The organism is Rhizobium sp. EC-SD404, assembly GCF_902498825.1.
Taxonomy (GTDB): domain Bacteria; phylum Pseudomonadota; class Alphaproteobacteria; order Rhizobiales; family Rhizobiaceae; genus Georhizobium.
The window spans coordinates 1,695,367-1,714,646 of the sequence record NZ_LR701459.1 but is presented as its reverse complement, the minus strand read 5'-3'; the positions used below and the strand labels follow the sequence as shown (position 1 = coordinate 1,714,646).

Below are 19,280 nucleotides of genomic sequence, written 5' to 3'. Positions count from 1 at the left end.
GACACCGCTCTTGGTAAGATGCGCAAAGTATTCGCCCGACGGCGCGACGTACGTTGATCAGTCCGCTGGCTTGCGTTCGAGCCTGATGCCGGACGACCGTTCGGACGACACCTGAAACCCGTTGTAGTCGGCGATCTGGATGTGGTGCGTCGCCAAAGGATGGCGGTGCGTCGCTGAGATCACGACCACCACGCAGCCGGCCGTCTCAGCGGCGGTGATGCCTGCGGGGGCGTCCTCAAACACCAAACAGCGCGCTGGGTCTGCGCCGAGGCGACGTGCCGCGGTGAGGAAGCAATCGGGTTGCGGCTTTCCCTTCTCCACATCCTCGGCGGTGATCATTTGCGGCGGGGTCGGAAGACCTGCCGCCGCAATCCTGCGCTCGGCAAGTGCGCGGGGTGCGGAGGTCACGACAGCCCAGCGATCGGTCGGCAGCGAGGCTAGAAAATCCGCAGCCCCGGCGATCTGCTCGATCCCATCGGTGTCTTCGATTTCGGCGCGCATGATCTCGGCTGCTTCGACGTCCGCATCGACGCCCGGCAGGTTCAGCTTGCGGATGGTGTCGATCGCGCGCACCCCGTGGATCGTCGGCAGGAAAGCATCGAGATCGAGCCCGTGCTTCAGTCCCCAAGCGCCCCAGACACGTTCCGTGGCCTTGATCGAGGTCAGGATCGTTCCGTCCATGTCGAAGAGAACCGCATCGAACGTTCTGCTCAGAAAATGCTCGTGAAAGTTCATATTCGGCGGTCCTTTTCGATGTTGCGATGAAGGCGCGCGATCAGCCCCCGACGCCTGCATAATCGGAATCACACCGGAACAAAATGGATACAAATAAGTTATGGCTTATGGATGAAGCCAAACGGGATGCTTCATACCGAATTGCCTGCTCGTCAAGAACGGGGTCAGGCCAAACAAGCTCCTGTCGGAACATCGATGACAAAATTGAAAGCACTCGCTGCCGCTGCGATCACACTCGCGCTCGGCAGCGGACCGGTCATGGCCGCCTGCAACATTTCAGACACCCAGCTCGAGCAGGCCATCCTCGAAAAGCCTGAACTGCGCGATCCGGAGAACCGCTATCTCGTGCTCGATCTGCGTGCGCTTCGAGATGCGGCCTATCTGCTGTGGGTGTATGGCCTGGAGCAGGATTGCGAACGACTGGTCGGCAACATTCGAGAATTGATCGCCGCGCCGGCCATGGGCCGCATGGGCAATAACGACGAAGATGCGGCAGATCAGCAACTGGCCGCCAGCCAGCCCGAATGGCACCGGCTGGGTCAGATCCAGGGGACACGGGGAATGCCGAACGAGGGATCGCTGGTCAGCCTCGCCGATCTCGATCCGGGTCTTCTTGCCAGTGAGATCGTCGGCGCGGAAGTGCGAACGTCGGACGACATGATCGTCGGTGAAGTGCGCAACGTGATCATCGGGACCCGTGATCGCTGGGATTATGCTGTCGTCGCTTCAGGCGGCTTCTTCGTACCGGGCGAAGACAGTCTGGTCGTGCCGCTTCGCTATCTCGTGATCGATCAGCAGCGGCGCAGCTTTTTCCTGCGCATCTCGAACGAGCAAGTGCAGACGGTGCCGCTCATGCCCGATCAAGACTACAAATGGCTGGATGACGAAGACTGGCGCGCGACGAACGATGCGATCTTCCAAAGCCTCGTTCCGGAAGCTGCTTTGCTCGAAGATCCGACCCCGGTGAAACCTATTCAGCAGTAATCGCCTACTTGGTCGCTAGAATGCTGGGCCGCTGATGGCGGCTCAGTCCATCCGTCATCTCAGGACGACGCCTCCGACACTTGAACCTGCGCGGCCTTGGAGACCCGCTCCTGCATCTCGCCACCGTCGTGGCGGTTGAGCGTCAGGGTGCATTTTTCAAGAGTGTTCCAGTCTGGGCCGCGCTCCATGAGCATGTGAAGTTCGATCAATTCCTCCAGGTAGTGGGTCGTTTCGATCGGCCCATTGGCGGAATTGTACTCGATCACCGCTTTCCAGCGTTTGTCACCGTGAAGCGTATGCACGTTGCTCATTGGCGGAACTCCATCTGGCTGCCGACATGGTCGCAAGACGGCTCGGTTTTCCCCTAACCGAGCCCACCATGCATGCGCTTATAGTTCGGATAACGGCTTCGATCCTCCATCTTTTCGACCGGCACGGCAAGCGTCCGGGATGGGATCGATCGCGTTAAGCTCGCATTGGGGAACGGCCTTTATCATCGGCTGCGAGGCATCGGTGCGACTGACGGGGCAAGCGGTTGGACACGGACAATTTCACATTCCTGCCGCCGTTGGTGATGCTGATCTTTGCGGGTGCCTATCTGCTCGTGTGGTTCTATGGATCGCGCGTCGCGATCTGGTGGGCGCTGGGCTTTTTCGGGCATGCGGTCGCATTTGCGGGGGAAGTCGCATTTCAGCCGCTCGGCGACCAGATGCGCACGCTGCTCGTCGATGCGGTGTTCCTCCTCTCTTATTTCGCTCTCTCTCAAGGGCTGTCGGCACATTTCGGGCAGCGGCTCCAGATGGGACGCCGCATCGCGCTTGCGCTCATCGGCTTCGGTCTCGTCGCCTACGCGATCTTCGTCGCCGAAAGCCTGCGCTCCGAGCTTCTTGCCGTCGATCTCACATGCGGCTTGCTGCTGCTTATCCCGATCGCACGCCTCGGGGGCTGGCCGCGGCAGATGGTGGGCCGGGTTCTGGTCGTTCTCGCCGTGATGACGACACTGGACTTCGTCGGTCGTTCCCTGGTCTTTGCAGCCATGGCCCCAGCCGATTCGAGCTTCGCGACCTACGCCACATCTTTCTACGCCTATGCGGCGCAGGTCAGCGGGACGCTGATCGGGCTGAGTTTCGCGCTGGTCGGACTTGGCGCCGTCGCGCTCGACGTGTTGGATCGCTATCGGGACACTGCGGAGACCGACTACCTCACCGGGTTGCTCAACCGCCGCGGCTTCGAAAACATGACGCTCGCCCATATCGACAGGATGAGCGAAGGCGCCGTCATTCTCTGCGATATCGATCGCTTCAAGCGGATCAACGATCTCTACGGGCACTCGGCCGGAGACGGCGTGATTGCCGGCTTTGCCGCATTGTTGAAGCATGCCCTGCCGCCGACGGCCCACGCGGCTCGGTTCGGCGGCGAGGAGTTCGTGGTCTTCCTGCCGGCCTATTCCAAAATGGAATGTGTGCGCGTCGCCGAAACCATTCGCGAAGCGTTCGGCGAAACCGACCTCTCCATGATCGGCATTCAAGATCCAGTCACTGCAAGCTTCGGGATCGCAAGCATACGCACGGGTGATCGCAGCATCCACGCCGCCATCAGCCGTGCCGATGCGCGCATGTACGTGGCCAAAAGCACGGGCAGAAACCGGGTGGTGGCCGACGACACTTCGGAGAGCGTGCCCGTGGTACCAGCCCCGAAGGTTTCCGCGGCTGCGTAAGAACTTCCGGTCGCGCCCGGCATTTCGAACTTATCGCCGGAACAGAAATGCCGCCACTGTACAGGCGCCGATGAAAACGGCGAGAATGCCCGCCGGCAACTCGGTCGGGGCGAAGATGATCCGGCCGACCCAGTCCGAGAAGGTCACCAGCGCCGATCCTATCAGCGCTGCCGCCACCACTTGATGCCGCCCACGACGCAGGCCGGCAAGATTGGCGACATGCGGTGCGAGAAGGCCGACGAAGCTCATGGGGCCAATGATCAGCGCAGCCGCACCGGTGACGATGGCGGAGACGATCAGGATTGTGAAGCGAACGGCGCGGATGGGCAGGCCCAGACCCCGAGCAGCTTCGTCGCCGAGCGGCAGAATGTCGAGCCAGCGGGAAAAGGGCAGCACTGCTGCGAGGCTCACGATCGAGATCGCTGCGACGGTCAAGGCGAGTTCCATCGTCGCGCGGTAGGTCGACCCACCCATCCAGGCAAGCACCTGCGACGATCGCGGATCACCCAGCGCCAGGAAGAGCATCACGACACCATCGAGCAACGCCGTCATCGCGATGCCGATCAGCAGCAACCGCTCTGCCTGAAAGCCGCGCTGTCCGCCGAGAAGCATCAACACGGCCATGACTGTAAGAGCGCCGCCAATCGCGCCGAGAAGCTGCAGGCCGACGCCGGCCGTCGACGAAAGCAGCAACGAGACGATGAGGCCGACGGCGACACCGCCGCCGACGCCGAGGATTTCGGGGCTCGCCATCTGATTGGCGAACAGCCGCTGCACGAGCGTGCCCGCAACGCCGATGCCGAGACCGGCAGCGGCAGCGGCGATGACGCGCGGCAGGCGCCACTCCAGAGCACCCGCGCTGATGTCGAAGCCGAAGGTCAGGCCTTCAGGACCGCGGCCGACGAACAGTGCGGCAGCAAGCACGGCGACGAGGACGCACGCCGCAACCGCCAAAGATCGCACCGGGCGGGCCGATATAGCGGACGTCACGAAGGCTATGCGCCCGCTCCCCTCAAGCGCGATGGTCGGAAGCCGGCTCAGTAGCCAGATCATGATCGGAGCGCCGATCAGCGCCGTAACGGCGCCGGTCGGCAGCAGACCGGTTTGCCCAGGTGTGGCAAATTGAAGAGCCTGGTCGATCACGAGCACGAGCAGAGCGCCGGCGACCGGCGCGCCGATCAACCGGGACGACAGGCGTTCGGCACCGGCAAGCCGTGCCATGTGCGGCGCTGCGAGGCTGATGAAGGCAATGACCCCGACGCTTGCCACGACGCTGGCCGAAAGGAACACCGCGACCCCAAGCAGCAGAGGCCGCGCGAATTTCAGCGAAACGCCGAGGCCGCGCGCGGCATCGTCGCCGAATCCCAGCAACAGCAAGGCGCGTGACAGAAGCGCGACGATCAGGACGCAGACGGCAAGTCTCGGCACGAGAAATTCGACCGAGCTCCAGTCATCCTGCGCAAGCGACCCGGCACCCCAAATGAAGAGCGATGTCAGATATTCCTGATTGAGCAGCATCAGGAGGCTGGAGACGGCGCCGAGCGCGAAGCTGACCACGAAACCGGTGAGAATGAGCGTCAGCGGATCGCCGCGATGCCGACGGGCGATCAGCGCAATCAAGCCCCAGGCCGTGAATGCACCGGCAACCGCGAACAATTCGGGATGCACGGACTGGAGTGTCGGCGCGAGCAGAAGCCCCAGCGTCAGGGCAAGATGCGCGCCGGCGCTGACACCCAATGTTTCCGACGCAGCCAGCGGATTTTGCAGCACCTGTTGAAAGATCACGCCTGCCAGCCCCAGTGCCGCGCCGGCTAGAAGTGCGGTCAGCAGGCGCGGCCAATAGGCATAATTCAGGATCAGGCCGTCGGTCAGCGGCAGCGCCCCGCCGCCAAAAAGACCGGCTATCCCCGTCGTCGGCAACAGCCGGTCCAGATTGAGCAGCACGAGGCCCATGATCAGCACCAGGCCCGCGCCGAGCAGGACAAAGCCGCTTCGCGACACGGACAGATCAGAGCGCATCGGGGCGCTCCAGGAAGTCGGCGTTGTCCAGGAGCATATCGGCGAAGCGACCTGCCGATGGCAGTGCCCCGAACTGCCAGACGGGCGGAAGAATGCGGTAATTGCCTGGGGCGAAAGCAGGCAATTGGCCGAGCAGGCTGCGGCGTTCCGGATCGGCGAGCTTCACTCGCACCGATTCAGGGATCGGCTCGACGATCAGAATGGCTATATTGTCCATGCGGGCCAGGTTTTCGATGGAGGCCAACGCAAAACCCCAGAAGTTGCCGGGCTCTGTCCAGGCGTTGGAAAGCCCGGCGCGCGCCATCACGTCGTCGAACATGCTGCCCTTGGTGAAGACACGCACGTGGCGGTCATCCATGAAGCTGACCATCAGTACGCTCTTGGTCTCATGACCGGCCAAGCGCTCTTCAAGCGCGGCAATCCGGCTGTCGGTGTCGTCGATTAGCGCCTGGGCGGCGGCTTCGCGACCAGTCATCTCGCCAAGCGCGCGGGCGGCAGTCACCGAATGGTCCAAAGGCGTCAGGTCGCTTGTGTAGACATCGAGCGAGCGGGTCGGTGCAATTCGGCTCAAGATAGGATCGATCGCCGCGAACTGACTGGTGGTTGCGATGACATCGGGCTTGGCGGCCGCTAGGAACTCCAGGCTCGGCGTGACGCGCAGGCCGAGCTCGGCCGTGTCAGCCGGCATCGGCGGGGTCTTCACCCATGCTTCGTATCCGGCCATTTCCGGCAGGCCACTGGGCGGGGCGCCGATGGCAGCAAGGGTTTCGGCAAGGCCCCAGTCGACGGCGATCACACGCGGCGCGGCCGTCTGGGCGGCGGCCGAAACGACGGGCCATGCAAGCAGAACCGCCAGCAGCCAGGCCGCCCGTCTCATCGGATGAAGCCGATCGGGCGGCCGGTGTGGGGATGCGGCATCGTCGCCATGTCGATGTCGTAAACCGCGCTCAAGATTTCCGGCGTCATGATCTCGGCGGGCGTGCCGCTGGCAATCAGCTTGCCGTTCTTCATGGCGAGGACTTCGTCGCAGAAGGTGGCGGCAATGTTGATGTCGTGAAAGGCCATGACGATACCGAGCTTTCGCTCGCGGGCAACGCCGCGCAAAAGCTCCAGCAGATGCGCCTGATGCGCGATGTCGAGCGCCGCCGTCGGCTCATCGAGAAGCAGGAACCGGCCCGCCTGCGCCACCATCATCGCCACCCAGACGCGCTGTCGCTCGCCGCCCGACAACGTATCGACCAGCCTGTCCGCGAAAGTCGCCACGTCGGCGACCCGCATGGCTTCTTCGACGGCGACATCGTCGTCCCGCGATTTGCGGCGGAACGGGCCATGCCATGGGTATCGCCCGAGCGCGACCAAATCCTTCACGCACAATTGCTGGCTGGAAGGCAGCTGCTGCGGCATGTGGGCGACGCTGCAGGCAAAGGCCCGCGCGGCCCATTCACCGAGGGGCCGCCCTTCGTAGTGCACCCTGCCCTCGCTCGGCTCATGATGGCGCGCCAGAATACGAACCAGGGAGGTCTTGCCCGCGCCATTCGGTCCGATCAAGCCGTAGATGCGATTGGCTTCGAACCGCTTCGTGATGCCGGATAGGATTCGCGCCGAGCCGATCGTCAGGCCGACATTGTCCAATGTGAAGCTCGCAGCGTCCAACGCGACGGGCTCCCCGGTCAAAGGTGAAGCGGAAAGAGCCGTCATCGCGCGGTCACCAGCGGTAGCTCAGCGTCAGGCCGACCTCGCGGCCCTCGCCGTAAAAGCATGCGGTGGGGCTGCTGCAGCCGGCGACATAGGTCTCATCGAAAAGGTTCGAGACGTTGAGCGCTGCGGCGAACGCATCCTTCTCGTAGCGTAGGGCCGCATCGACGAGCACGGTGTCGCCGACTTCGAGCGTGTTGGCCGTATCGGCATAGGAGCGTCCGACATAGCGCACGCCACCGCCGACACTGACGCCTTCGAGCGCGCCCTGCGGGACCGTATAATCCAGCCAGAGCGATGCGAACTGCTCGGGAGCGCCTGTCGGCGCATTGCCGATTTCGACGGGATTGCCATCCTCGATCGTGAGATCATACCAGGTGTAGGAACTGACGAATTTCAGGTCCGGCGTGATCTGGCCAACGGCCTCGAGCTCGAACCCTTGAGAATTTACGGCACCGATCTGACGATTGAAGTTGATGCCGTCCGACGTCACGACATTTTCGCGCGTCAGGTCGAAGACGGACAGGCCGATATAACCGCCGCCCAAGAAGGCGGGCTGGTACTTGACGCCGGCTTCGTACTGGATGCCGGTTTCCGGATCGAACGCGTCGCCTGAGATGCTGTCGGTACCGATGACGGGAAGGAACGAGCGCGACACGCTGAGATAGGGCGAAATACCGTTGTCGAAACCGTACATCAGGCCCGCGCGGCCAGAGAGCGCTTCGGAGGATTGGGAACTGTCGGCGCCGATATTGTTGTCGATGTCTGTATCAACGAAATCGGATCGACCGGACAGGACGAGGTCCCAGTTTCCGTATTCGATCTGATCCTGCACGTAGAGGCCGAGCTGCTGCTGGACCGTTTCCTGATCGCTGTAGCGTGTCGTCGGCGCCGTGATGCCCGAATAAACCGGGTTCAGGAGATCGAGCGACGGGGCGAGTTCGAAACCAGCCTCGTCATCGAGATCGAAATGGGCGTAGTCGACGCCGAACAGCATCGTGTGCGAGAGCGGTCCGGTATCGGCAAGCACTTCCGCCTGGTTGTCGACCGAGAAGAGCCCCAGCTTCGGCGTCGTGATGAAGTTGAAGCGTGCGAGATCCGCGTTCGTCGCGGTGGGTGAACCAGCCGCATAGCCGCCGCCATAGACATTGGTGAAATCGATGTCGAGATGGGCGTAGCGCAGGTTCTGGCGCACCGTTACCCGGTCGTTGAAGCGATGCTCGAATTCGTAGCCGGCCATTGCCTGGGTGCGCTCGAAGGAATCGTACCCGGGCTCCGACGTGAAGGTCTCCGGATCGATACGACCGAAGGGGGCATCCACCTCAGTGCCGACATAGGGCAGGAAGTTCTGGCCATTGGTGCTGAAGGACTGGACGTTGGCGTAGAGTTCGAGCGTCGTGTCCTCGCTCGGCGTCCAGGTGAGCGACGGCATGATGGCGAAGCCGTCATCGTCGATGAGGTCGAATTCGGTTTCCCCGGCATTGCCGGATGCCACGAAGCGCCAGGCCCAGTCGCCCGACCTACCCGCGACGCCTTGAGCATCGATCCCGAAAAGCCCGCGGCCATGCTCGTTGATGCCGGTCGTGATCTCGCCGCTGGTTTCGCCTGTCGGCCGCTTCGTGATCATGTTGATCAAGCCGCCCGGATTGGACGAGCCGTAAAGCGAGGACGACGGACCACGCAGGACGTCGATGCGCTCCAGCAGATAGGGGTTCATCTTCCAGGTGGCGAAACTGTCACTCGACTTCAACGCGAGGCCGTCGACGAAGTAACTGCTCACCTGAGACGTGAAGCCGCGCAAGAGAAACCAGTCGTTGCGGGCATCATTGCCGTAGGTTTCGGAGCGAATTCCGGGTGCGTAGCGCGTTGCCTCGGTGACCGTGCGCGCCGCCGTGTCCTCCATGAAGTCTGCGCCGACGACACTGACGGCCTGCGGGGTCTCCATGATCGGCCGGCCGCCCTTGGTGGCGCTGACGCTGGCCTCCGGGGCGTAGCCCTCGAACGGCCCCTGCCCGTCGTCGAACACGCCCTGAACTTCGATCGATTCCAGCTCGGTCGGCGTTTGCGCGAGCGCCTGTACCGGGAGGCAGACACCTGCAAGAAGAGCCAATCGAAGCAGTGCGTGGAAAGACGTTGCGGCCATAATGATCCCCTGGCAATACGGCCGCCACCGCCAAGGGCATTGCAGATGACACCCCCGATGGCCAAGCCAAAGGGCCCGATATTTAAGTTGATATCGTGAGTCAACTTAAAACTTGGGAACGGTCTCGGAAGTTGGGGATCAGGACCCGAATACGATCGAAACGACCCACACCCAGAACAGGGTGGAGAAAACTGCCAGCGGCGTCGACATGGTCATGGCCGTAGAGGCGAGGCGCTGGCCGGTGTTGAACTTGTTGGCGATCAGCCACGCGTTGACACCTGCGGGCATCGCGGCACCAACGACGGCGACCTGCGCCGTCAAGGGAGGCAAATCGAGCAGCAGAGCTGCGACGAGGACCACTGCCGGCATCAGCATCAGTTTCAGCAATGTGAGCGCTGCCGCCGGCACCAGATGGCCTGCGAGGCCAAAATTGCGCAGGCTCATGCCCATGGCGAACAGGGCAAGTGGTGCCGCGATGTCAGCCATGCTGTCGACGAGGCGGGTGGCGATGTTCGGTAGTTCCAGCCCGACCAATTGCCCGATGAGGCCGACAAGAATGCCGACGATCAGGGGATTGCTCAGAAGTTGGCTGACGAACGTCTTGGTGAAACCGACCACGCCCGGGCTGGCCACCGCCACGCCGTCCCGGTGCAGTGCCCATTCGAAGAGCAGCATCGAAACGGCCATCAGGACGACGAGGTGGATCGAGATGATCAAGCTCAGCAAAAGCAGGCCTTCCGGCCCGTAGATGCCCGCGATCAGGGGAAGCCCGAGCAGCACCAGATTGGCGAAGGATGCGGTGACGCCGGCCACCACGCCGGCGCGCGCGTCGCGGCCGAAGGTGCGTCGGATCGTGATGTGGCCGAGCGTCCAGGTGACGGCGACGCCGACAAAATAGGCGCTCCACAATCCCCAGGGCAGACCTTCGCCGAAATCGGCGGCCAGCAGCGTCCGAAAGAGGAGAAGCGGCAGTGCGACCGATACGACGAAGTTGCTCAGCCCCTCGCCCGTTTGTGCCTTCAGCAGGCCAAATGCGGCTGCGCCATACCCGATGACGATCAGGGAGAAAATGAAAAGGATCGTCTCGACGAAAGGCGGCATGGCGGGCTTTTGGAAGGTGGGGCATCGAACGAGATCGTGCCAACGACAGGGGATGAGGCCTGCTTACGCCCGCATACGGAGCCTGTACACCCTTGGCGCCATGCATTTCCGCGTCGAGCCCTCACGAAGATTGCAGCCGCTTCCAAGGCATGGCAAACGCTGACTCAAGAAGCCACCCTCCCGGACGCGTTCCAGTTCCAGCAATCTCAGGATTCCCCCTTGGCAGAACTCGTAGGCCTGTTCTTTTCCGCGATGATCTCGGCGAGCATCCTGCCTGGGACCTCCGAAGCTGTGCTCATCTATCTCATCAGCACAGGCACGACCGGCATCCCGCTTCTGGTGGCGATAGCGACGCTCGGCAACGTCACGGGATCGATCATCAACTGGATCCTCGGCCTCTATGTCGAGCGGTTTGGCGATCGGAAGTGGTTCCCGGTTTCGCCCGAAAAGCTCGACAAGGCGCAGCGCTGGTTCAGCCGCTACGGCGTCTACGCGTTGCTGTTTTCGTGGGTGCCGCTTTTCGGCGACGCGCTGACACTCTTTGCCGGCGTGATGAGAACCAAGCTTTTGCCGTTCATCATTCTCGTTGCGATCGGCAAAGGTGCCCGCTACGTCGTCATCGCCTATACGGCCTCGGCAATCGCCCGCTGAGCCACCGGAAAAGGAGCGCATCATGGGATTTTCGCGTTTCACGCCCCTCGTCGCCGGGCTTCCGGCAACGATCCCCTTCGTCGGACCGGAAACCCAGGAGCGACAGCGCGGACGACCGTTCGATGCGCGCATCGGTGCCAATGAAAGCGCCTTCGGCCCCTCGCCCAAGGTCGTCCAGGCCATGGCCGAAGCTGGCAAAGAAGCCTGGAAATACTGCGACGCGGAGAATTATCAGCTGAAGACTGCGCTGTCGGCGCATCTCGGCGTTCCCTACGAAGCGATCGCGATCGGTGAAGGGATCGATGGCCTGCTCGGTCTCGTCGTGCGAATGATCGTCGAGCCCGGCACACCGGTTGTCACGTCGCTCGGCGCCTATCCGACGTTCAATTACCATGTGGCTGGGTTCGGCGGGCGGCTCGTCACCGTTCCTTACCGTGAGGATCACGAGGATTGGCGCGCGCTCGCCGAAACGTGCCGCAAGGAAGATGCGCCGCTCGTCTATTTCGCCAATCCGGACAATCCGATGGGCAGTTTCACCGATGCTGGACAGGTGATCGCGTTCGTCGATGCCATTCCGGAGACGACCATGGTCGTGCTGGACGAGGCCTATGGTGAAACCGCGCCTGATGGTACGTTGCCTCCGGCAGATGCCTTTCTCGACCGGCCGAACGTGATCCGGACGCGGACATTTTCGAAGGCTTATGGGCTTGCCGGGATGCGCGTCGGCTATGCGATCGGGGAACCGGATACGATCCGCACCTTCGACAAGATCCGCAACCATTTCGGCGTCAACCGGCAGGGGCAGATCGCGGCGCAGGCAGCGCTTGCCGATCAGTCACACCTGAAAAACGTCGTCGATGCGGTGGCCGAGGCGCGGGAGCGGATCGCGGAGATCGCGCGCGAAAACGGTCTGACGCCCCTGCCTTCGGCGACCAATTTCGTCACCATCGATTGCGGCCAGGATGGCACTTTCGCGAAATCCGTGCTGACCGCGCTGGTCGAAAGCGGCGTTTTCGTCCGCATGCCCAGCGTCGCACCACTCAATCGTTGCATCCGGGTCAGCGCGGCCCCGAAGGCCGAGCTCGATGTCTTTGCCGAGCGGATGCCAGCGGCATTGAAGGCCGCCCGCGGCTGAGCAAGTTTCCGGCCGCGCCCTTCTGGCGGAGCGTCTTGCCGGTTCGTCAGCGATCGCTCAGTGCATCGTCATCCATTCGCGAGCAGCGCGCAGCGCCGCGGCGAGTTCGCTCTTCGACATCGTGGCTGCGACGTCGGCGCGCAGTTCGGCAGCGCGGTCGGAGCCTTTGATGGCGGCGATGTTCAGCCATTTGTGAGCGGCGACCAGATCCTGACCGCATTCGCGGCCGGTCGCATACATCAGGCCCATTTCGCAAAAAACGTCTGCGTTGGTCTTGCCGCCCTGGGCGGAAACTTCGTGATCCAGAATGTCAAAGCGAGCCATATCGCATATCCCCGTTCGAATTCGTTTTCTTCGTTGTCCCTGTCGCACTCGTTCGAGAGCGTCTTCTGCTTTTCTTTTTCTTGCCCGGCGCCGGTTTTCCGGTCTTTCCGAGATGTCAGCGCCGTCTTGCTGCGGCGTCTCCCTGATGTGACCTACTATGCCCGGAAGGCTTGAAACCGCCGTTAAAAGGCGTGCTTAACTGGAGACAAACAAAGTTCAAATGCTTGGTAAATTTGGGTTTTCGTTAAACATCGCACCCGCTGCGACCCGGCGCTTTTGGCGATAATTTTAGGAAAAGTTTACCTGCCGATCTTCACGCCGCGCTAACCACGAAACGCGGCAGGACTTTTCGATTTTGCGGCAAGGCCAGTTTTTCGATGGGGATTTCGCCGGCAACCGTGCCCCCAATTTTTATTTACGCTTACGTGCGCGTCATCTATAAAGAGCACCAGCCGCTCGGGAGGCGTCGGCGGCATTTCTTGAGGAGGAGACAATCGATGATGATGCGCGCAGTCATTCTGGCAGGCGTGATGAGTTTTGGCCTTGCAGCTCAGGCGAACGCTGCCGAGCCGATCGAGGGCACTTGGCTACGTCCGTCCACCGGCACGCTCGTGACCTTCGCGCCGTGCAGCGACGGATTCTGCGGCACTGTTCAGAACGGCGAGTTCCAGGGCCAGCAGATTGGCGCGATGGCCGGTTCCGGCACCAACTATTCCGGGTCGATCACCGATCTGGCCGAGGACAAGACCTACCGGGGCAACGCCGAAGTCGACGGCAACAACATGCGCCTAGAAGGCTGTGTGCTCGCGGTTCTCTGCCGTGGCGAAACCTGGCAGCGCCAGTAGCCCGCACGCCAGTTTGATGGAAGCCGCCGCAGCACGCGCTCCGGCGGCTTTTTTGTTGGTGCAAATGGTGGCGTGATGGCGCCGAACCGGGCCCCTTCAATGTCTCTGGTCGGAATCTGAGAGGCAGTATAGAGCGGATTGATCGACTTCCGATTCGCGCCGCCACCTTCCTTCCGGGAAAACTTTCGATGACCTATGCCGCCATCATGCCGATCGTGCTTCTCGCGCTGTCGAACGTCTTCATGACGTTCGCGTGGTACGGGCACCTGAAATTCGAGACCAAAGCCCTGTGGATCGTGATCCTGGCCAGCTGGGGCATCGCCTTCTTCGAATATTGTCTTGCGGTGCCCGCCAATCGCATCGGGCATCAGGTCTATTCGGCGGCCGAACTCAAGACGATGCAGGAAGTGATCACTCTGGTGATCTTCGCGTTCTTTTCGGTCTATTTCCTCGGCGAGAAGCTGACGATCAACCACCTCGTCGGCTTCGTGATGATCGCCGGCGGCGCCTTCTTCGTATTCAAGGCGCCGCTCGGCTAGATCAATCAGCGCGCACGCTGGCCGAAGAGCACCTTCTTGGCATCGTCGTCATTGGCGATGTTGCGGCGGTGCTCCTCACCCACCTTGAGGCCGCGCTCAACGGCGGGACGGGCCAGCAGCGTTTCAAACCAGCGCTTCAGATGGGGAAAGTCCTCCAGGTCCTGTCCCTGATTGGCGTGAGGCTTGATCCAGCCGACGCAGGCCATGTCTGCGATCGAATAGTCGCCTGCCAGAAACTCGCGATCGGCCAGACGCTTGTTCATCACGCCATAGAGCCGGTTCACTTCGTTGGTGTAGCGATCAATGGCGTATGGCACCTTTTCCGGCGCGTATTGACGGAAATGGTGCGCCTGCCCGGCCATCGGCCCAAGTCCACCCATCTGCCAGAACAGCCATTGATCCACTTCGACGCGCGCGCGCTCGTCGCTGGGGTAGAACTGCCCCGTCTTGCGACCGAGATACTGAAGAATCGCGCCTGATTCGAAGACGGAGATCGGCTGACCGCCGGGACCATCCGGGTCCACGATCGCGGGCATCCGATTGTTCGGCGCGATTTGCAGGAACTCCGGCTCGAACTGCTCGCCCTTGCCGATATTGACGTATTTCACTTCGTAGGGAAGACCCACCTCCTCAAGGAAAATCGTGATCTTCCAGCCATTTGGTGTCGGCCAGTAATGCAGTTCGATAGGACTGTCGGACATCGTGAACCTCCTGTTGCGTTGGCTTCAAGGTAGGTTCCAGATCAGCCCATGCAAGCCGGCCATGCCGTTTGCCTGAACGCCCGATGAACGCCCGTCTCAGACCGCGTTCAGAAGCACTCTCTTATAAAGGCGGCATCAACAGCGGATGGGCCGCTGCCTTGAGGGGAGAGACAGTCATGATTGCCAAGTCCAAGCGAGGCATCGCGACTGCTTTGCGCATCTGCCTCCTCACAGCAACCTTCGTCGGCCCGATGGGCGCCTTTGCGCTGGCCAATGCTGGCGCCGAGAACGGCATCAGCGGCGCCGGTCTGGTGCTCTACGTCAGCCTGCAGCGCGCCGGCTGACGCTCTGCCATCCTCAAACGGCGGGTTGCGGCTCCGATAGGAGCCCGACCGACGCGTGGTCTTCCTCAGCGCCTTCAACAGCCGCCTTTGCTTCAGCCTCCTTCGACACTTCTGCGAGGGGCTCCAGTGCCGCGACCACGTCGACTATGGACGTGAAGACGGCATCCGGACGGATCGCATCCTCGATCTTGGTCAAATCATCGCGGCCGCCCTTTGCACCCCAGAAAGCGATGATGATGGTCAATTGTGGGCTCTGCCGGCGCAGACGCCGCACGAGATAGCGGGCATGAGCGATGGACTCGCTGTTGAGATAGCCGACGACGATCGTGCCGATATCGTCGAAGTCAAAACTGCGCAGTTGGGTGGGCTGAAGCATCTCATGCGGCACTTCAAGAGCGTGGATCGAGGCATGCTCCAGCGCATCGCGCAGCATGAACGCGGCCGCATCGTCCAGATTGCCACGGGCGCCCGCGCAGACGATACGCCCTGGCGTCAGCTTCAACTCCGTATTCGACGCGGATTTCAGTTCCTCGTCAGGCTCGTCGGCGTCGTCGACCGTATCTTCGTGCTCCGACAGGTTTTCGATCAGCTCCACCGCACTCGTCGCCACCATCTCGCGGTGCGCATCGTCCAGCACCCCGCGCGACCGGTCATTCTCGACAAGCACAAGTGCCGGGATGGCTACATCGTCATAGAATGAGCGGATCGGGCGTTCGCGCAAATATTGCTCAGCCTGCTCGGTCGCCTCATCAGGATCGCCTGCCAGCAGACGCTGATACAGCCGCTCATGAGGAGCCAGAACGGGTTCGTTTCCGAGCAGAATGTCAAGGAATTCGAACTGCTGGACGTGCCGCCCAAGTACGACGAAGCAGACGGTCAGAGGTGTCGACAGGAGCAGGCCTATCGGGCCCCACAGCCATGTCCAGAAAATGGCTGCAAGAATGATGGCGACCGGAGAGAGGCCTGTCCGTGATCCATAGAGCCACGGTTCGATCAGGTTGTTCGAGATGAGCTCCAAGGTGATGAGCAACGCCGCGGTGTAGAACAGCATCGTCCAGCCCGGATCGACGGCGATTGCGAGCGCCAGTGGGAAAAACGCGGCAATGATCGGGCCGACATAGGGCACGAAGCGCAGCACGAGGGCGAGCAGGCCCCAGAGCAGAGCGTTCGGCACGCCGATGAACCAGAGGCCGGCTGCGACCGGTATGGCATAAGTCACGTTCACGATCAGCTGCATCAAGAGATACTGGCCGACCCTGCGCCCGGCATCCTGCAGGGCGTTCGTCGTTCGATGAATGTCGGTCGATCCGGCAAGTCGGATGAACCTGTCGCGCAGATCCTCTCGCCGCAAAAGCATGAAGATCACGAACACGATCACGATACCGCCGGTCGCCAGCGGTTCGATCAACGGCACGACGAATGTCTGCAGCATTTCAAGCGGCGTGAGAGGTGCTTCCTCTATCCGTACCGGCATTGGCGCAGGTTCGCCGGAGGCATCCGCGTCTGCCGCGTCGTCCTCCTCTGCCTGCTGGATTTCCCGCTCGATCGCTTCCAGCATGGCAGCCGCGCGGTCGAAGGAGCCACTTGCAAACTGCGTTTCACGCAGGTCGCGGATCTTGCTCTGGATGTTGAACTGGTAGGAGGGAAGGTTCGACGAGAGCACGCTGATCTGGTTGGCGACGACGACGCCGAAACAGAAGATCGTAAACATCGCCATGATGACGACCGTGACCACCGAAATGGACCTCGGGATGCGCCAGCGACGCAGAAACGAGACGATCGGCGACAGAAGGAACGTCAGCAACACGGCCAGCGCGATCGGAACGAAAACGTCCCTGCCGAAATAAAGCGCCGTGATGGCGGCAATGGCGGCGATCAGCGATTGAGGGCCGAAGGGGGCGGCTTGTCGCACTGCCGTTCCCGATGGTGTGACTTTAGGAGTTAAAGCGCCGCCGGATATGGCTGCGCTTCGCTTGCTGTCCTGCTGCGGCATGAATTCCACCACGCTCGCACCCAATTCGATGCCTCACCGCGAGCGACGGTCAGACACGTTCGAAACGGAACCTGCCTCATTTGGTTCCTTAGCGCGATGGCACCAAAAGAAAAGGCGGCCGTCGAGCCGCCTTTTCCCCTCCCCGGTCCCCATTTTTGAAACTGGGGCTCTCGAACGATGCGATCAGAACTCTTCCCAATCAGACTTCGCCTTCAGCGCAGCGTTGCCTTCCGTGCGCGGCACGAAGGCGCCGGCCAGCTTTCGGCCAAGCGCGCGGGCGGGCGACTCGGGCCGCTTCGCCGATGCATGCTCGGCAACAGCAACAACCGGCTTCTGCCTGGATGACGACCGGCTATCGGCGACATCCATGCCACCGATCTTGAACTGCGCGAGCAGCTCGTTGAGCGCCGTCGCGTCGCGTGCCAGACCATGGCTCGCTGCAGTGGACTGCTCCACCATCGCGGCATTCTGCTGGGTGTTCTGGTCGATCTGGGTCACTGCGGTGTTGATCTCGCCGAGCCCGAGCGACTGCTCGCGAGAGGCTTCGACAATCGCAACCACATGCCGATTGATCTCCTGCACCTCGACGACGATGGCTTCCAGCGCCTTGCCGGTTTCGCTGACCAGCGATGCGCCTTCCTTGACCTGAGCGCCGGAGCTGGTGATCAGCGTCTTGATCTCTTTGGCCGCCTGGGCGGAACGCTGAGCCAGTTCGCGAACCTCCTGGGCGACGACCGCAAATCCCCTGCCCGCGTCGCCCGCACGTGCGGCTTCGACGCCGGCATTGAGCGCCAGGAGGTTGGTCTGGAAAGCGATATCGTCGATGACGCCGATGATGCTTCCGATCTTGTCGGAAGACGCCTCGATGGCGCCCATTGCGCTGACGGCACGGGTGACGACCTCACCTGAGCGCTCTGCACCTTCGCGGGTCTTGGCAACGAGCTGGCCGGCTTCTTCGGCCCGACGCGTCGCGTCCTTCACCGTGGTCGTCAGCTGCTCGAGAGCAGCCGCGGTTTCCTCGACGGAGGCAGCCTGTTGTTCCGTGCGCTTGGACAGATCGTCGGCCGCGGCGCGGATTTCTTCCGAACCCGCATAGATGCCGCTCGCATTGCCGCCCACGGCACGCAACGCTTCCTCAAGCTTGGCGACGGCCTCGTTGAAGTCGATGCGCAAACGATCGAGCTTGCCGGAGAACTCGGTCTCGATGCGATAGGCGACGTCGCCATCTGCAAGACGACCGAGCGCTTCGCCGATGGCTGCAATCGCCATCTCGATCTGCGCTGCTTCCCGTGCCTTTTCTGCTTCGCGGGCGATCCGCTCCTTCTCGGTCAGCGAGCGGCCGTCTTCGGCTTCCTGCTCGAGGCGGATCTTGTCGCGGCCGGCGTCACGGAAGATCGCAACCGACGCCGCCATGTCGCCGATCTCGTCCTTGCGGTCGGAGAACGGAATTTCACTCTGCAGGTCGCCTGCGGCCAGCGCATTCATGGATGCCGTGATGCGGCTGATCGGCTTGGAAATCCGGTTCAAGGCCAGAAGGCCAGCACCGATCGCAAGCAGGATCGACAGAAGCACCGCGCCGATCGTGACCATGCGAGCCTGTTCATAGGCGGCCTCGGCAGCCGCTACGGCGCGCTCGTTCATTTGCGCGTTGAAGTCCAGCATGGCGGCAATACGGCCGTCAATTTCGTTGTAGGCGATGCGCAGCGTGCCCATGAACATGCTCTGGGCGGCGCCCTTTCGGTTCAAGCGGGAGCGATCCAGCATCTCTTCGGCGGAGACGATATAGGCATCCCAAGACTGCATGAACTCTGTGTGGAGGTTCCTGGAGGTGTCGGTGGTCAGGTAGGTGAGGTATTCTGCGTTCAGCGTCTCCAGATGCTCGGTACGACGCAGGATTCGCTCTTCGACTTCAGCCGTCTCCTCCGGCGTGATGGCCATGGTGTGGTTGGCATGCGCCAGGCGCAGATCGGCCGTAGCAGCATCGATCTGGTTGATCAGCTGGCCAATCTGAACGCGCCGCTGACTGAATTCCTCAACCTGCTCGCGCAGTGTCGCTACAGCCGAGTAGCCGAGTGCGCCCTGAGCGAGAGCGATCAGCGCCATCAGTGCGAAAAGAGCTGGTAGCAGTTGCTTTATCTTGATCTTCGACATTCGTTTTTCCCACACGCAAAGCTTCGGTCCCGCGGCTGAGCGGGCCGTCGGACGGTTGATTCATCGTTGATTTGAGATACGCGCCGAGAGATCGCCTCGTCGCACCGTCATGCCGCCGATGGGAGGCGCCCGGGAGAACTGCGTCATGCAATCTGGCGGCGAACTACCAGTCTCCAAGTCGTATCATTGGTGGCAGTCGTCTA

The 19,280-nt window shown here is 62.0% G+C and carries 18 protein-coding genes; 7 read left to right on the top strand and 11 right to left on the bottom strand.

Features of this window, described 5'->3' with window-relative positions; genetic code table 11:
• Positions 1-57: 57 nt before the first annotated feature.
• The gene (locus GC125_RS09025) at positions 58-735 is read right to left on the bottom strand and encodes an HAD family hydrolase (protein WP_151985377.1); all 678 of its coding nucleotides are present in this window, start codon (positions 733-735) and stop codon (positions 58-60) included.
• Between the two features lie 195 nt (positions 736-930).
• Between GC125_RS09025 and GC125_RS09020 the strand changes: the two genes are divergently transcribed.
• Positions 931-1,719, top strand: a complete 789-nt coding sequence (locus tag GC125_RS09020; RefSeq protein ID WP_151985376.1) for a PRC-barrel domain-containing protein — start codon at positions 931-933, stop codon at positions 1,717-1,719.
• A gap of 59 nt (positions 1,720-1,778) precedes the next feature.
• On the opposite strand, the gene GC125_RS09015 is transcribed toward GC125_RS09020, so the two are convergent.
• Positions 1,779-2,030: a hypothetical protein gene (locus GC125_RS09015; protein WP_151985375.1), complete on the bottom strand. Its 252-nt coding sequence runs from the start codon at positions 2,028-2,030 to the stop codon at positions 1,779-1,781.
• 224 nt (positions 2,031-2,254) lie between these two features.
• Here GC125_RS09015 and GC125_RS09010 point away from each other — a divergent pair, with 224 nt between their 5' ends.
• Complete coding sequence (locus GC125_RS09010) at positions 2,255-3,436, top strand: GGDEF domain-containing protein (RefSeq protein WP_151985374.1); 1,182 nt, start codon at positions 2,255-2,257, stop codon at positions 3,434-3,436.
• Positions 3,437-3,466: 30 nt separating this feature from the next.
• Here GC125_RS09010 and fhuB read toward each other — a convergent pair whose 3' ends face one another.
• The 5 genes from fhuB to GC125_RS08985 form a co-directional block, all read right to left on the bottom strand.
• The gene (gene fhuB / locus GC125_RS09005; RefSeq protein WP_151985373.1) at positions 3,467-5,455 is read right to left on the bottom strand and encodes a Fe(3+)-hydroxamate ABC transporter permease FhuB; all 1,989 of its coding nucleotides are present in this window, start codon (positions 5,453-5,455) and stop codon (positions 3,467-3,469) included.
• Entirely contained in the window at positions 5,445-6,332 is an 888-nt protein-coding gene (locus GC125_RS09000; protein WP_151985372.1) for an iron-siderophore ABC transporter substrate-binding protein, read from the bottom strand. Before GC125_RS09000 ends, fhuB begins: the two co-directional genes overlap by 11 nt.
• Positions 6,329-7,153, bottom strand: a complete 825-nt coding sequence (locus GC125_RS08995) for an ABC transporter ATP-binding protein (RefSeq protein ID WP_151985371.1) — start codon at positions 7,151-7,153, stop codon at positions 6,329-6,331. Before GC125_RS08995 ends, GC125_RS09000 begins: the two co-directional genes overlap by 4 nt.
• 7 nt (positions 7,154-7,160) lie before the next feature.
• Positions 7,161-9,293 carry a TonB-dependent siderophore receptor gene (locus GC125_RS08990; protein ID WP_151985370.1) on the bottom strand — a complete coding sequence of 711 codons (2,133 nt, stop codon included), beginning with the start codon at positions 9,291-9,293 and terminating at the stop codon, positions 7,161-7,163.
• 138 nt (positions 9,294-9,431) lie between these two features.
• A complete protein-coding gene (locus tag GC125_RS08985) occupies positions 9,432-10,394 on the bottom strand; it encodes an AEC family transporter (protein WP_151985369.1) in 963 nt (320 codons plus the stop codon).
• A 219-nt stretch (positions 10,395-10,613) separates the two neighbouring features.
• Here GC125_RS08985 and GC125_RS08980 point away from each other — a divergent pair, with 219 nt between their 5' ends.
• Positions 10,614-11,045 (top strand): YqaA family protein, encoded by a 432-nt coding sequence (locus tag GC125_RS08980; RefSeq protein WP_286165437.1) that lies wholly within the window; start codon positions 10,614-10,616, stop codon positions 11,043-11,045.
• Between the two features lie 19 nt (positions 11,046-11,064).
• Entirely contained in the window at positions 11,065-12,180 is a 1,116-nt protein-coding gene (locus GC125_RS08975; protein ID WP_151987726.1) for a pyridoxal phosphate-dependent aminotransferase, read from the top strand.
• A gap of 57 nt (positions 12,181-12,237) precedes the next feature.
• On the opposite strand, the gene GC125_RS08970 is transcribed toward GC125_RS08975, so the two are convergent.
• Complete coding sequence (locus GC125_RS08970) at positions 12,238-12,504, bottom strand: sel1 repeat family protein (protein WP_126010969.1); 267 nt, start codon at positions 12,502-12,504, stop codon at positions 12,238-12,240.
• 497 nt (positions 12,505-13,001) lie between these two features.
• Between GC125_RS08970 and GC125_RS08965 the strand changes: the two genes are divergently transcribed.
• Together GC125_RS08965 and GC125_RS08960 are read left to right on the top strand one after the other, a co-directional pair.
• Entirely contained in the window at positions 13,002-13,349 is a 348-nt protein-coding gene (locus tag GC125_RS08965; RefSeq protein WP_286165436.1) for a DUF2147 domain-containing protein, read from the top strand.
• A 188-nt stretch (positions 13,350-13,537) separates the two neighbouring features.
• Positions 13,538-13,888 carry a DMT family protein gene (locus tag GC125_RS08960; RefSeq protein WP_151985368.1) on the top strand — a complete coding sequence of 117 codons (351 nt, stop codon included), beginning with the start codon at positions 13,538-13,540 and terminating at the stop codon, positions 13,886-13,888.
• Positions 13,889-13,893: 5 nt separating this feature from the next.
• Here the strand turns inward: GC125_RS08960 and GC125_RS08955 are convergent, their stop codons facing one another.
• Positions 13,894-14,589, bottom strand: coding sequence for a glutathione binding-like protein (locus GC125_RS08955; protein ID WP_151985367.1), 696 nt, complete (start codon positions 14,587-14,589; stop codon positions 13,894-13,896).
• Positions 14,590-14,765: 176 nt separating this feature from the next.
• On the opposite strand from GC125_RS08955, the gene GC125_RS19990 reads away from it, so the two are divergent.
• Positions 14,766-14,933 carry a hypothetical protein gene (locus tag GC125_RS19990; protein ID WP_199864524.1) on the top strand — a complete coding sequence of 56 codons (168 nt, stop codon included), beginning with the start codon at positions 14,766-14,768 and terminating at the stop codon, positions 14,931-14,933.
• 13 nt (positions 14,934-14,946) lie between these two features.
• Here GC125_RS19990 and GC125_RS08950 read toward each other — a convergent pair whose 3' ends face one another.
• Together GC125_RS08950 and GC125_RS08945 are read right to left on the bottom strand one after the other, a co-directional pair.
• Entirely contained in the window at positions 14,947-16,845 is a 1,899-nt protein-coding gene (locus GC125_RS08950; RefSeq protein WP_286165435.1) for an AI-2E family transporter, read from the bottom strand.
• A 264-nt stretch (positions 16,846-17,109) separates the two neighbouring features.
• Positions 17,110-19,077 (bottom strand): HAMP domain-containing methyl-accepting chemotaxis protein, encoded by a 1,968-nt coding sequence (locus GC125_RS08945; protein WP_151985366.1) that lies wholly within the window; start codon positions 19,075-19,077, stop codon positions 17,110-17,112.
• Between the last annotated feature and the right edge of the window lie 203 nt (positions 19,078-19,280).

Bases quoted from the DNA above. Each gene is read 5' to 3' on its own strand.
- GC125_RS09025 (WP_151985377.1), bottom strand. From the start codon at position 735: ATGAACTTTCACGAGCATTTTCTGAGCAGAACGTTCGATGCGGTTCTC.
- GC125_RS09020 (WP_151985376.1), top strand. From the start codon at position 931: ATGACAAAATTGAAAGCACTCGCTGCCGCTGCGATCACACTCGCGCTC.
- GC125_RS09015 (WP_151985375.1), bottom strand. From the start codon at position 2,030: ATGAGCAACGTGCATACGCTTCACGGTGACAAACGCTGGAAAGCGGTG.
- fhuB (WP_151985373.1), bottom strand. From the start codon at position 5,455: ATGCGCTCTGATCTGTCCGTGTCGCGAAGCGGCTTTGTCCTGCTCGGC.
- GC125_RS09000 (WP_151985372.1), bottom strand. From the start codon at position 6,332: ATGAGACGGGCGGCCTGGCTGCTGGCGGTTCTGCTTGCATGGCCCGTC.
- GC125_RS08995 (WP_151985371.1), bottom strand. From the start codon at position 7,153: ATGACGGCTCTTTCCGCTTCACCTTTGACCGGGGAGCCCGTCGCGTTG.
- GC125_RS08990 (WP_151985370.1), bottom strand. From the start codon at position 9,293: ATGGCCGCAACGTCTTTCCACGCACTGCTTCGATTGGCTCTTCTTGCA.
- GC125_RS08985 (WP_151985369.1), bottom strand. From the start codon at position 10,394: ATGCCGCCTTTCGTCGAGACGATCCTTTTCATTTTCTCCCTGATCGTC.
- GC125_RS08970 (WP_126010969.1), bottom strand. From the start codon at position 12,504: ATGGCTCGCTTTGACATTCTGGATCACGAAGTTTCCGCCCAGGGCGGC.
- GC125_RS08965 (WP_286165436.1), top strand. From the start codon at position 13,002: ATGATGATGCGCGCAGTCATTCTGGCAGGCGTGATGAGTTTTGGCCTT.
- GC125_RS08960 (WP_151985368.1), top strand. From the start codon at position 13,538: ATGACCTATGCCGCCATCATGCCGATCGTGCTTCTCGCGCTGTCGAAC.
- GC125_RS08955 (WP_151985367.1), bottom strand. From the start codon at position 14,589: ATGTCCGACAGTCCTATCGAACTGCATTACTGGCCGACACCAAATGGC.
- GC125_RS19990 (WP_199864524.1), top strand. From the start codon at position 14,766: ATGATTGCCAAGTCCAAGCGAGGCATCGCGACTGCTTTGCGCATCTGC.
- GC125_RS08945 (WP_151985366.1), bottom strand. From the start codon at position 19,077: ATGTCGAAGATCAAGATAAAGCAACTGCTACCAGCTCTTTTCGCACTG.